A 12,206-nucleotide genomic window follows, 5' to 3' on the forward strand; every position below is an offset into this window, starting at 1 on the left:
GGACTGTATTAAAAATTTTAAGGAGAAATGACAGAATGTCTGTATCATTTGAAAACAAAGAAACAAACCGTGGTGTCTTGACTTTCACTATCTCTCAAGACCAAATCAAACCAGAATTGGACCGTGTATTTAACTCAGTAAAGAAAACTCTTAACGTTCCAGGTTTCCGTAAAGGTCACCTTCCACGCCCTATCTTCGACCAAAAATTTGGTGAAGAAGCTCTTTATCAAGATGCAATGAACGCACTTTTGCCAAACGCTTATGAAGCTGCAGTAAAAGAAGCTGGTCTTGAAGTGGTTGCGCAACCGAAAATTGACGTAACTTCAATGGAAAAAGGTCAAGACTGGGTTATCACAGCTGAAGTCGTGACAAAACCTGAAGTAAAATTGGGTGACTACAAAAACCTTGAAGTATCAGTTGATGTAGAAAAAGAAGTAACTGACGCTGACGTTGAAGAACGTATCGAACGCGAACGCAACAACTTGGCTGAATTGGTTATCAAAGAAGGCGCTGCTGAAAATGGCGACACTGTTGTTATTGACTTCGTTGGTTCTATTGACGGTGTTGAATTTGACGGTGGAAAAGGTGAAAACTTCTCACTTGGACTTGGTTCAGGTCAATTCATCCCTGGTTTTGAAGACCAATTGGTTGGACACTCAGCTGGCGAAACTGTTGATGTAGTTGTAACATTCCCAGAAGACTACCAAGCAGAAGACCTTGCAGGTAAAGAAGCTAAATTCGTAACAACTATTCACGAAGTAAAAGCAAAAGAAGTTCCAGCTCTTGACGATGAACTTGCAAAAGACATCGACGAAGAAGTGGAAACTCTTGACGAATTGAAAGAAAAATACCGCAAAGAATTGACTGCTGCGAAAGAAGAAGCATACAAAGATGCCGTTGAAGGTGCAGCAATCGATAAAGCTGTAGAAAACGCTGAAATCGTAGAACTTCCAGAAGAAATGATCCACGAAGAAGTTCACCGTTCAGTAAATGAATTCCTTGGAAACTTGCAACGCCAAGGGATCAACCCTGACATGTACTTCCAAATCACAGGAACTACTCAAGAAGACCTTCACAAACAATACGAAGCAGAAGCTGAGTCACGTACGAAGACTAACCTTGTTATCGAAGCAGTTGCCAAAGCTGAAGGATTTGACGCTTCAGAAGAAGAAATCCAAAAAGAAATCGAGCAATTGGCAGCAGACTACAACATGGAAGTTGCACAAGTGCAAAACTTGCTTTCAGCTGACATGTTGAAACACGATATCACTATCAAAAAAGCTGTTGAATTGATCACAAGCACTGCAACAGTAAAATAATCTTAAAAGAGAAAAAGCCCACCTGACTAGGTGGGCTTTCTGTTGCACTATTTTCCAAAAATCTCTTTTAAGTCAGCATCTGTAATTCCAATCATAGCGGGAATACTAGACCAGTTTTCTTCGGTGAGGATGTAGGATTGTTCAGAGTCACTTGCTGTGGCAGTTTCAGAGAAGGCTTGTTTACTTTCTTCAATAGTAGTTTCAATTAAATCACTGAAGCGCTCAATCAGATAGGTCTTGCGAGCAGTCCCGATATGCTTGACTGCATAGTCAAAGGCCTGTAATTCACCGAGAAGGATGAGCTTGCTCTTAGCCCGTGTGATAGCTGTGTAGATGAGATTTCGCTCCAGCATGCGCTTGCTAGCACTGGTGATGGGCAGGATAACAACAGGAAACTCACTTCCCTGAGACTTATGGATACTCATGGCATAGGCTAGTCGAATCTTGTACCATTCGTTGCGTGGATAGATGACCTCATTGCCATCAAAATCAATGACAATCTCGTCTTGTTTGGACTCGGTGTATTTTCCAGGAATTAGGTCTGTGATGTATCCTAGGTCTCCATTAAAGACATTGACTTCAGCGTCGTTGACTAGGTGAATAACCTTGTCCCCTGTTCGATAGTGACACTGAGTTGCTTCAAAGCTAACTTGCCCCTTTTGCTGAGGATTGAGCAGGTCTTGCATGAGTTGGTTGATGGCGTCAATACCAGCAGTTCCTCGATACATAGGCGCTAGCACCTGAATATCGCGAGCCGGAATGCCACTTCTGAGGGCAGCGCCGAGGATTTTCTCAATGGTAGCTGGGATATGGCCACTAGCGATTTCAAAGTAGGAACGGTCAGCTTTTTTCTGGGTAAAGTCAGCTGGCAAGATGCCTTGTCGAATCTGACTCGCCAAGGTAACGATAGTTGATTCTTCGCTCTGACGGTAAATCCGTTCCAAACAAGTCTGCGGAATCAGGGGTATCTGGAGCAGGTCAGCAAGGACTTGTCCGGGACTAACAGAAGGCAACTGGTCACTGTCTCCCACGATGAGTATTTTACTGTTAGAAGAGATGTTGGAGAAGAGTTGGTTAGCTAGCCAAGTGTCCACCATAGAAAACTCATCCACGATGATAAAGTCGGCATCCAGATAATCTTCCAGATGGCTGGTATCATCGTCACCCGTCATTCCCAAATGACGGTGTATGGTCGCGCTAGGCAAACCTGTCAATTCATTCATGCGCCGAGCCGCTCGACCAGTTGGAGCAGCTAGAAGAATCGGCAGATTGCTTTTCTTCCTGAGGTCAAGTCCTTCTAAAAGTGCATAAACAGCGATAATTCCATTGATAACAGTCGTCTTACCAGTACCAGGTCCACCTGTTAGGATAAAGACCTTGTTCTGGATAGCGTCGCAGATAGCCTGTTTTTGAATGGTATCGTACTGGATACCAAGCTCTTCCTCAACACTGGAGATATGCTTTTGAATGGTTTCCAAATCCTGACTTTTCTGCTTTCCTTTTTCAAGGATACGAACTAAGTGACTGCGAATGCCTTCTTCAGCGAAAAAGAGGCTGTTATCAAAGATTTTGGTATCAATCTGCTGAACCTTGTCCTCTTCAATTAGATGAGATAATTCCTGAGCTACTTGGCTGGGATCCAGTTCCACGGGACGGGAAGATTCGAGAAGAGTCAGGGTTTGTTCCAGCAAATCTCGGGCTTCCATATAGGTATCGCCTGTATCCATACAACCTTGAAAGAGACTATGGACAAGGCCAGCACGGAAGCGCTCGGGAGCTTGACTTTCGATGCCTAGTTCGGCAGCTAATTGGTCAGCAATGGTAAAGCCCAAACCCTTGATATCCTCAACCAGTTGGTAGGGATAGTTTTCGACAATATCTAGCGTTTCTTCCTTGTAAAAGTCTTGAATCTGAAAGGCCAGTTTATTGGGAATGCCGTAGTTGGCAAGTTTAGCCAAGACCATTTCTGTCCCATAGTTGAGACGAAGGGTAGAAACAAAAGCCTCACGGTTTTTGGCAGAGAGTCCTGAGATGCCTTCTAGCTTTTCAGGATGTTCCAGAATTTCATCAATGGTATTGTCACCATAGCTATCAACGATTTTTTGGGCCGTTTTGAGACCAATTCCCTTGAAATGACTGCTAGAAAAGTACTTGACGAGGCCCTTGCTAGTTGGTTTTGCGCGTTCATAACGGTTGATCTGAAGCTGTTCCCCATACTTGGAGTGCTGAACGATTTGCCCCCAAAAAGTGTAGTCTTCCCCTTCAATCACGTCCGCCATGGTTCCTGTAACGATGATTTCAAAATCGTCAAAGTCCTCCGCGTCCGTATCTTCGATATCTAGGAGGAGAATGCGATAAAAATTACTGGGATTTTCAAAAATAATCCGTTCAATGGTGCCTGAAAAATAAACTTCCATAGGTTTCCTTTACATGAGTTCGTGAGAGTTGGACCCTTAGCCACTTTGAAAAGCTAGATTACTTTAAGGTTTTCTCTCGCAATAGAAAAAGAGACTGAGACTTAGCATTCTCGGCCTCTTCCTTATCTTAAAATGTTCCGATACGGTTAAGTGGCCAGAAACGGAATTTTGCTTCACCTTTTATATCGCTGGCCTTAAAGGTACCAACGTGGCGGCTGTCGCTAGAGACTAGACGATCGTCACCAAGGAGAAGGTACTCACCTTGAGGGACAGTAAAGCTGAAGCTGGTATTGGAATTGACATCAACCGTAAAGGCTTGTGCTTTTTGAGCAAGTTCTCTAAAGTAAACTCCCTTATTGCCTTCAAATCCTTTGCCAGTATAGGTGTTTTGCAACTTTTCTGTTTTGAACAAGTTGAGATATTCAGCTAGGTAAGGTTCATTCGTTTCTTCACCGTTGATAAAGAGTTTGTCATTTTCGTAGCGGATGGTATCACCAGGCATGCCGATAACCCTTTTGACAATGTCTTTATTTCCGTCTTCCTCATGCGCAACCACGATGTCGAAGCGGTCAATTGGGAGGTGTTTAACAACAAAGAGAACTTCTCCGTCGGCTAGGGTAGGGTCCATCGAATGTCCTTCCACACGGACATTGCTCCAAAGGAAGATGCGGCTAAGACCTACCAGTGCGATAACCAGGAAGATGACTCCCCATTCTTTTATAAATGATTTTAAATAGTTCATGGTTTACCTCTATAGAAGTTTTTTTGCTTTTTCAGTGTTTTTAAAATGCAGTTTGGCACAGAAATGAAGTCCCTTCATGCCATAGGCCTGAAGGATTTTGCTAGCAACCTTATCTGATGCAGTCCCAGCGCCACTTGGCAGTTGATAGCCCAGTTCTCGTCCTAGATTTTCCAAGTTTTCGAGGAAGAGATCCCGCGCAATGATGGAGCTAACCGCAACAGCCAGGTATTTGCCCTCGGCTTTTTCTTCTAAGCTAATTTTGTTTGGAAAACGGTTGGCTTCTTGCGCCAAGTACTTGTCATAGTTTTTAGGACTTGTAAAAGCGTCAATCACGATTTTTTCTGGCTGGACTCCTTTTTGAAGCAGGAGAAAGATAGCCTGATTGTGAAGGGCAACCTTTACAGAAACAGCATTGTAACGCTCTCCGATAACTTCGTTGTACTTGCTCGGTGAAAGGAGGAGTGCTTGATGCTGGATTTTTTCCTTGAGGATAGGGGCAATCTGACGAATCTTTTGGTCAGTCAAGGTTTTTGAATCCCCTACGCCGAGTTTTCGCAAGAAGTCATGCTGGTCCGGTGTCACAAAGGAAGCCACGACAGCCAGCCCACCAAAGTAGGAACCATTCCCCACCTCATCGGTCCCAATCATAGGAAAATCTTGTCCACTGGTTTCCTCTACAACTTGATAGCCAAAGAAACTGGCGTACTGCTCAGCAGCTTCGCCCTGAAGGAGGACTTTTCCAGAAGTATAGATGGAAACCGTTGCCTGAGGGAAGCGCAAAAAATAGCGGATATAGGGATTTTTACTAGGACTGAGAGCCTTCTGATACTGACTTAAAAAGCTCTGAATTTCCTGTTCACTTGGTGTGAGTGTGATACTTGCCATAGTCTCTATTGTACCACAAAAGCAGGAGAATTGGTAAAAACTGACAAAGTTAGCGAAATTTGGTATAATATCGTGAGGTGAATTTTATGGCAAATCTAAATCGATATAAGTTTACATTCGGGAAAAAGACATTAACCTTGACAACCGAGCATGACAACCTCTTCATGGAGGAAATTGCCAAGGTTGCGACTGAAAAGTACCAAGCAATTAAAGAACAAATGCCTGGGGCAGATGATGAAACCATTGCGCTTCTTTTGGCGGTCAATTGTCTATCTACACAACTCAACCGTGAGATTGAATTTGATGACAAGGAGCAAGAGTTGTTAGAACTCCGCCACAAGTTGATTGCTGTCAAACAAGAACAGAGCAAGATTGAGGACTCCCTATGATTTCAATCCTACTCTTATTGGTTCTGGCTTGGGGCTTTTACATCGGCTACCGTAGAGGTTTGGTCCTGCAAGTTTATTATTTCCTCGTGGCAGTGATTTCAGCCTTTGTTGCGGGACAGTTTTATAAATCACTGGGCGACCACTTCCACTTGCTTGTCCCTTATGCCAATCCTCAGGAAGGACAGGGAACCTTTTTCTTCCCTTCAGACCAGCTGTTTCATCTAGACAAGGTCTTTTATGCGGGTCTAGCCTATCTTCTAGTTTTTGGGATTTGCTACACTATCGGACGTTTTATCGGTTTGTTCCTGCACTTGATTCCAACTAAAAAGCTTGATGTCAAATGGTTGCGTATCGGATCAGGCGTTTTGTCTCTATTGGTAACCTTATTTGTCTTGCAAATGGCTCTGACCATCCTTGCAACAGTACCTCTGGCAGTCATTCAAAATTCACTCGAAAAAAGTACAGTAGCCAAACACATCATCCAAAGTGTCCCTTTTACGACAAATCTTATCAAACAACTCTGGGTGACAAATTTAATCGGATAAAAAGGGCGGGATTTTTCCTAGCCCTTTGTTTACAGATTGGACGACTAGGTCAAAACACCTAGTTGCTATAATCTTTTAAACCAGCATACAAGGAAAAAATATGAATACAAAAATACTAGAAACCTTAGAATTTAATAAAATCAAAACCTTGTTTGAACCGCATCTCCTGACAGAACAAGGCCTAGAGGAGCTAAAAGGCTTGGCTCCAACTGCTAAGGTGGATAAGATCAAGCAAGCCTTTACAGAGATGGAGGAAATGCAAGCCCTATTTGTGGAGCAACCTCACTTTACTATCCTAGCGACACGTGAGCTTTCAGCTGTCTGCAAGCGTCTGGAGATGGGGGCGGACCTCAATATTGAGGAGTTCTTGCTTCTCAAACGAGTCTTGCTTGCTAGCAGAGAGTTGCAAAGTTTTTACGACAATCTAGAAAACGTACGCTTGGAGCAGTTGGCGAGATGGTTTGAGAAACTGCATGAGTTTCCACACTTGCAAGGAAGTCTCCAAGCTCTAAATGATGCAGGATTTATCGAGAATTTTGCCAGCGAAGAACTAGCACGTATCCGTCGGAAAATCCATGATAGCGAGAGTCAAGTTCGAGATGTCTTGCAAGACTTACTCAAGCAAAAAGCGCAGATGTTGACGGAAGGTATAATCGCTAGCAGAAATGGCCGTCAAGTTTTACCAGTAAAGAACACCTATCGCAATAAGATTGCAGGTGTTGTCCATGACATCTCTGCCAGTGGTAATACGGTTTATATCGAGCCACGTGAGGTGGTCAAGCTGAGCGAAGAAATCGCTAGTCTGCGAGCTGACGAACGCTATGAGATGATTCGCATCCTGCAGGAACTATCGGAACGGGTTCGTCCTCATGCTGCTGAGATTGCTAATGATGCTTGGATTATCGGCCATTTAGACTTGATTCGTGCCAAGGTGCGTTTCATTCAAGAAAGACAAGCAGTCGTTCCCCAACTTTCAGAGAATCAAGAGATTCAACTTCTTCATGTTCGCCATCCTTTGGTCAAAAATGCAGTGGCAAACGATGTACACTTTGGTAAGGAATTAACAGCTATTGTCATTACAGGTCCCAATACTGGTGGGAAGACCATCATGCTCAAAACCCTAGGCTTGACTCAACTCATGGCCCAATCTGGATTGCCCATTCTAGCTGACAAGGGAAGCCGTGTCGGTGTTTTTGAGGAAATCTTCGCAGATATTGGGGATGAGCAGTCTATCGAGCAAAGCCTGTCTACCTTCTCCAGCCACATGACCAATATCGTAGATATTCTTGGCAAGGTCAATCAGCACTCGCTCTTATTGCTAGATGAGCTTGGGGCAGGTACCGATCCGCAGGAAGGAGCAGCGCTTGCTATGGCTATTCTGGAGGATCTTCGTCTGCGTCAGGTCAAGACTATGGCTACGACCCACTATCCAGAACTCAAGGCTTATGGTATTGAGACAGCCTTTGTGCAAAATGCCAGCATGGAGTTTGATACTGCCAGCTTGCGTCCGACCTATCGCTTTATGCAGGGAGTTCCTGGCCGAAGCAATGCCTTTGAAATTGCCAAACGTCTGGGCTTGTCAGAGGTCATCGTAGGAGATGCCAGCCAGCAGGTCAACCAAGATAATGATGTCAACCGTATCATTGAACAATTGGAAGAGCAAACGCTTGAAAGTCGCAAACGCTTGGACAATATTCGTGAGGTGGAGCAAGAAAACCTCAAGATGAACCGTGCACTCAAAAAACTCTACAATGAGCTTAATCGTGAAAAGGAAACTGAGCTCAACAAGGCGCGTGAACAAGCTGCCGAGATTGTGGAACTCGCTCTAAGTGAAAGTGACCAGATTCTCAAAAATCTCCATAGCAAATCTCAACTCAAACCCCATGAAATCATTGAAGCCAAGGCTGAGCTGAAAAAACTAGCTCCTGAAAAAGTAGACTTATCTAAAAACAAGGTCCTTCAAAAAGCCAAGAAAAAACGAGCTCCGAAGGTGGGGGATGATATTGTGGTCCTCAGTTATGGACAACGTGGAACCTTGACCAATCAGCTTAAGGACGGCCGTTGGGAAGCCCAAGTCGGTTTAATCAAGATGACCTTGGAAGAGAAAGAATTTGACCTTGTTCAGGCTCAGCAAGAAGCCCCAGTCAAGAAAAAACAAGTCAATGTCGTCAAACGAGCTTCTGGTCGTGGTCCGCAAGCGAGACTGGATCTCCGAGGCAAACGGTACGAAGAGGCTATGAATGAGCTGGACGCCTTTATCGACCAAGCCCTGCTCAATAACATGGCGCAAGTCGACATCATCCATGGTATCGGTACGGGAGTCATCCGTGAGGGCGTCACCAAATACCTGCAAAGAAACAAGCATGTCAAGAGTTTTGGCTATGCTCCACAAAATGCTGGAGGCAGTGGCGCCACCATTGTAACCTTTAAAGGATAGAGAGAAGAAGGATTCACTCTTTCTGAAAAAAGAAGTGAAAAGTCAAAAATTTTCATAGAATATATTGACAAAGACTAACTTTTCTTGTAAAATAATAAAAAATTAAATACCAACACCGAATGAAGTTTAATAGAAGTGGAGAAAGGTTTGTTTTCCATGACTGTAAATGGACGGAACTCTGGAGAGACCGTAAAGGCACCGAAGGGGCAAGGCAGGTAACTGCTCAAACTCTCAGGTAAAAGGACAGAGCTAGGATAGACCGCTTTTTGGCATTTATCTAAGCATTCCAGAGTACATGTGTCTTGCATGTGCTCTTTCTTTTGGGGTTGAAAGATAGGAGAAGGACATGTTAGAATTGCTTAAAGCGCTTGATGCTTTTGCTTGGGGGCCTCCCCTCTTGATCTTATTGGTCGGAACGGGTATCTATTTGACCATCCGACTAGGCCTTTTGCAGGTAGCTCGTCTCCCAAAGGCCTTTCAGCTGATCTTTACCAAGGATAAGGGGCATGGAGATGTGTCGAGCTTTGCTGCTCTCTGTACGGCTCTAGCCGCCACCGTTGGTACGGGAAATATTATCGGGGTAGCGACAGCCATTAAGGTTGGAGGACCAGGGGCCCTCTTTTGGATGTGGATGGCGGCCTTTTTTGGGATGGCGACCAAGTATGCCGAAGGCTTACTGGCCATCAAATACCGTACTAAGGATGCAAATGGAGCTGTAGCTGGAGGACCCATGCATTACATCCTTTTGGGGATGGGAGAAAAGTGGCGTCCACTTGCTATCTTCTTTGCCCTAGCGGGTGTATTGGTAGCTCTTCTAGGGATTGGTACCTTTACCCAAGTTAATTCGATTACAGAATCCATTCAAAATACAGCCCAAGTTGATCCAGTTATCACAGCTCTGATTTTATCCATTTTTGTAGGGATTGCTGTCTTTGGTGGCCTCAAATCCATATCAAAAGTTTCGACAGCAGTGGTTCCTTTTATGGCTATTGTCTATATTCTGGGAACTCTTACAGTTATTCTCTTTAATATCGAGGAAATCCCAGCCACACTTGCACTGATCTTTACTTCAGCCTTTAGTCCGGCGGCCGCGGTAGGTGGTTTTGCAGGTGCCAGCATTCGGATGGCTATCCAAAATGGTGTGGCGAGAGGAGTCTTTTCTAACGAATCTGGCCTAGGATCAGCTCCCATTGCGGCGGCTGCGGCTAAGACAAATGAGCCTGTCGAGCAAGGCTTGATTTCCATGACAGGAACCTTTATTGATACCCTCATTATCTGTACGTTGACTGGTTTAACAATCTTGGTAACTGGTGTTTGGAGTGGTGATTTGAATGGGGTTGCCTTGACCCAGTCAGCCTTTTCAACAGTTTTTTCACATTTTGGACCTTCCCTCTTGACCATTTTCCTTGTACTCTTTGCCTTTACGACGATTCTCGGATGGAACTACTACGGAGAACGCTGTTTTGAGTTTCTCTTTGGTGTTCGTTTTATCTGGCTTTACCGTGTAGTCTTTGTAGTCATGGTCTTGTTGGGAGGATTTATCGAGTTGGATATGGTCTGGATTATTGCAGATATCGTCAATGCCTTGATGGCTTTACCAAACTTGATTGCCCTCATAGTCTTATCGCCAGTCGTTATTTCCGAAACCAGAAAGTATTTTAAACACTAACCCAATCACACTTTTAGTGTGATTTTTTTATTTCATAGACATTTCCTATCAAGGCTATTGAAAATATATATTATCCAAGTGGAAAATTCTATGATAGACTAAATGACAATAAAATGAAAAGAGGTTTCTTATGACAACATTTACCATCCACACAGTAGAATCAGCACCAGCAGAAGTGAAAGAAGTTCTTGAAACAGTACAAAAAGATAACAATGGCTATATTCCCAACCTAATCGGTCTCTTGGCCAATGCCCCAACCGCGCTTGAAGCCTACCGAACTGTCGGAGCCATCAACCGTCGCAATAGCTTAACACCAGTAGAACGCGAAGTAGTACAAATCACAGCTGCCGTAACCAATGGTTGTGCTTTCTGCGTCGCAGGTCACACAGCCTTTTCAATCAAACAAATCCAGATGAATGATGATCTTCTCCAAGCTCTCCGCAACCGCACTCCGATTGAAACAGATCCAAAACTAGATACTCTAGCTAAGTTTACCTTGGCGGTCATCAATACCAAAGGGCGTGTAGGAGATGAAGCCTTGGCTGAATTTTTGGAAGCTGGCTACACGCAACAAAATGCCTTGGACGTGGTTCTCGGTGTTAGTCTTGCCAGCCTCTGCAACTATGCCAACAACCTAGCCAATACGCCTATTAACCCAGAATTACAACCTTATGCATAAAAGGAGGAAAGAGTATGGGATTTTTTTCCGAAGAGTTTTTGAGCTGGTTAGACCAGCATGCTGATGAAATTGATAAACAGTCTTGTGAGGCTGGAGAGCAACTGATTGAAAGGATTGCAGCAGAAGGAGCTTTTCGTGTAGGTGTTCCAGAATCTCTCGGCGGTTCAGACGGAAGTGATCAAGATGTCATTGATATCCTAGCAGAGCTCGCTCAACATTCCTTGACGGCCTCCTTTATTTCTTGGGGACAACGCACCCTAATTGACAATATTATCCATTCAGAGAATTCCTATTTGAAAGAAAACTATCTGGAAAAACTCTTGTCTGGTGAATATGCAGGCGCAACTGCTCTGTCTAATGCGGTCAAGTATTTATCTGATTTAGAAGAGCTGAATGTTTATATCATCGAAGAAAAAGGACAATTTTATCTAAAAGGGCGACTGCCATGGGTAACCAATGCCCGTAGAAATCGATTCTTAACCATTTTTGTAGCAGGTTTTGCTGATGATCCAAGTAAAAGTTATGTGGTGGCTGTGCCATCAGATGCAGAGAATTTTAGTCGTTCGGAAGACTTAGAATTCGTTTCTCTTCAGGGAGGAAACACTGCTGCTTTGACCTTTAATCGGGTTCCTTTAAAAGAAGAGTGGATTCTATCCAAGAATGCTAAAGAGTTTTTAACTCAAAATCGTCCCGCTTTTTTAGGTTACCAATTTGGTTTGGCTTTTGGATTAGCTGAACGCTCCCTATCAGAAGTAGAAAAAGAATTGGGGAAACGAAGAGTATTAACAGATGAATGGCAATACCAGGTAGAGCAGTTAGATGCTATTCGGCAAGCTCTTTATCAGGGATTGTCTGACCGGTCCTATTTCGTTACCAATCCGCGTGAACTCTTTCAGTTAAGAATAGACATTGTGGATGTGGTTGCTCAAAGTCTTCTGTTAGAGTTGCAAGCTGGTGGAGGTAGAGGCTACTTTAGCAAATCAACATCTGGTTTTATTCGTCGTTGGAATGAAGGAGCCTTTCTTCCGATTGTCTCTCCAAGCGCTGTTCAGTTGCGCCATATCTTAGCAACGAGTTAAAAAATAGTAGAATAAAAACGAAGTTTGAATTTCTAACTTCGTTTT

Annotated in this window: 10 protein-coding genes and 1 riboswitch; of the genes, 7 read left to right on the forward strand and 3 right to left on the reverse strand. The window is 43.8% G+C overall.

Translation table 11 applies throughout. The features are described from left to right. Positions 1-35: 35 nt before the first annotated feature. Positions 36-1,319 carry a trigger factor gene (gene tig, locus HMPREF2885_RS07830; RefSeq protein WP_000116506.1) on the forward strand — a complete coding sequence of 428 codons (1,284 nt, stop codon included), beginning with the start codon at positions 36-38 and terminating at the stop codon, positions 1,317-1,319. A 47-nt stretch (positions 1,320-1,366) separates the two neighbouring features. Here tig and HMPREF2885_RS07835 read toward each other — a convergent pair whose 3' ends face one another. The 3 genes from HMPREF2885_RS07835 to rnhC all read right to left on the reverse strand — a co-directional run bounded on the left by HMPREF2885_RS07835 (position 1,367) and on the right by rnhC (position 5,363). Then, positions 1,367-3,736, reverse strand: coding sequence for an SF1B family DNA helicase RecD2 (locus HMPREF2885_RS07835; protein WP_000454453.1), 2,370 nt, complete (start codon positions 3,734-3,736; stop codon positions 1,367-1,369). Positions 3,737-3,863: 127 nt separating this feature from the next. Beyond that, positions 3,864-4,478, reverse strand: a complete 615-nt coding sequence (gene lepB / locus HMPREF2885_RS07840) for a signal peptidase I (RefSeq protein WP_001108432.1) — start codon at positions 4,476-4,478, stop codon at positions 3,864-3,866. A 9-nt stretch (positions 4,479-4,487) separates the two neighbouring features. Then, positions 4,488-5,363, reverse strand: coding sequence for a ribonuclease HIII (gene rnhC, locus HMPREF2885_RS07845; protein WP_000146895.1), 876 nt, complete (start codon positions 5,361-5,363; stop codon positions 4,488-4,490). Between the two features lie 86 nt (positions 5,364-5,449). Here rnhC and zapA point away from each other — a divergent pair, with 86 nt between their 5' ends. From zapA to HMPREF2885_RS07875, 6 genes are all read left to right on the forward strand, one after another. Continuing rightward, on the forward strand, positions 5,450-5,752 hold the full coding sequence (gene zapA / locus HMPREF2885_RS07850) for a cell division protein ZapA (protein WP_000002028.1): 303 nt from the start codon (positions 5,450-5,452) through the stop codon (positions 5,750-5,752). After that, positions 5,749-6,297, forward strand: a complete 549-nt coding sequence (locus tag HMPREF2885_RS07855; RefSeq protein WP_000623540.1) for a CvpA family protein — start codon at positions 5,749-5,751, stop codon at positions 6,295-6,297. The genes zapA and HMPREF2885_RS07855 overlap by 4 nt, the downstream gene beginning before the upstream one ends. A gap of 100 nt (positions 6,298-6,397) precedes the next feature. Continuing rightward, positions 6,398-8,734, forward strand: coding sequence for an endonuclease MutS2 (locus tag HMPREF2885_RS07860; RefSeq protein ID WP_049499979.1), 2,337 nt, complete (start codon positions 6,398-6,400; stop codon positions 8,732-8,734). Between the two features lie 168 nt (positions 8,735-8,902). Beyond that, a riboswitch (glycine riboswitch) is annotated at positions 8,903-8,991 on the forward strand. A gap of 89 nt (positions 8,992-9,080) precedes the next feature. Beyond that, complete coding sequence (locus HMPREF2885_RS07865; protein ID WP_049499981.1) at positions 9,081-10,403, forward strand: alanine/glycine:cation symporter family protein; 1,323 nt, start codon at positions 9,081-9,083, stop codon at positions 10,401-10,403. Positions 10,404-10,533: 130 nt separating this feature from the next. After that, positions 10,534-11,082 (forward strand): carboxymuconolactone decarboxylase family protein, encoded by a 549-nt coding sequence (locus HMPREF2885_RS07870; RefSeq protein ID WP_000206774.1) that lies wholly within the window; start codon positions 10,534-10,536, stop codon positions 11,080-11,082. 14 nt (positions 11,083-11,096) lie between these two features. Beyond that, the gene (locus HMPREF2885_RS07875) at positions 11,097-12,161 is read left to right on the forward strand and encodes an acyl-CoA dehydrogenase family protein (RefSeq protein WP_049550244.1); all 1,065 of its coding nucleotides are present in this window, start codon (positions 11,097-11,099) and stop codon (positions 12,159-12,161) included. Positions 12,162-12,206: the final 45 nt, after the last annotated feature.

This window comes from Streptococcus sp. HMSC062H02 (assembly GCF_001813005.1).
Lineage (GTDB): Bacteria > Bacillota > Bacilli > Lactobacillales > Streptococcaceae > Streptococcus > Streptococcus oralis_S.

Bases quoted from the DNA above. Each gene is read 5' to 3' on its own strand.
- tig (WP_000116506.1), top strand. From the start codon at position 36: ATGTCTGTATCATTTGAAAACAAAGAAACAAACCGTGGTGTCTTGACT.
- HMPREF2885_RS07835 (WP_000454453.1), bottom strand. From the start codon at position 3,736: ATGGAAGTTTATTTTTCAGGCACCATTGAACGGATTATTTTTGAAAAT.
- lepB (WP_001108432.1), bottom strand. From the start codon at position 4,478: ATGAACTATTTAAAATCATTTATAAAAGAATGGGGAGTCATCTTCCTG.
- rnhC (WP_000146895.1), bottom strand. From the start codon at position 5,363: ATGGCAAGTATCACACTCACACCAAGTGAACAGGAAATTCAGAGCTTT.
- zapA (WP_000002028.1), top strand. From the start codon at position 5,450: ATGGCAAATCTAAATCGATATAAGTTTACATTCGGGAAAAAGACATTA.
- HMPREF2885_RS07855 (WP_000623540.1), top strand. From the start codon at position 5,749: ATGATTTCAATCCTACTCTTATTGGTTCTGGCTTGGGGCTTTTACATC.
- HMPREF2885_RS07860 (WP_049499979.1), top strand. From the start codon at position 6,398: ATGAATACAAAAATACTAGAAACCTTAGAATTTAATAAAATCAAAACC.
- HMPREF2885_RS07865 (WP_049499981.1), top strand. From the start codon at position 9,081: ATGTTAGAATTGCTTAAAGCGCTTGATGCTTTTGCTTGGGGGCCTCCC.
- HMPREF2885_RS07870 (WP_000206774.1), top strand. From the start codon at position 10,534: ATGACAACATTTACCATCCACACAGTAGAATCAGCACCAGCAGAAGTG.
- HMPREF2885_RS07875 (WP_049550244.1), top strand. From the start codon at position 11,097: ATGGGATTTTTTTCCGAAGAGTTTTTGAGCTGGTTAGACCAGCATGCT.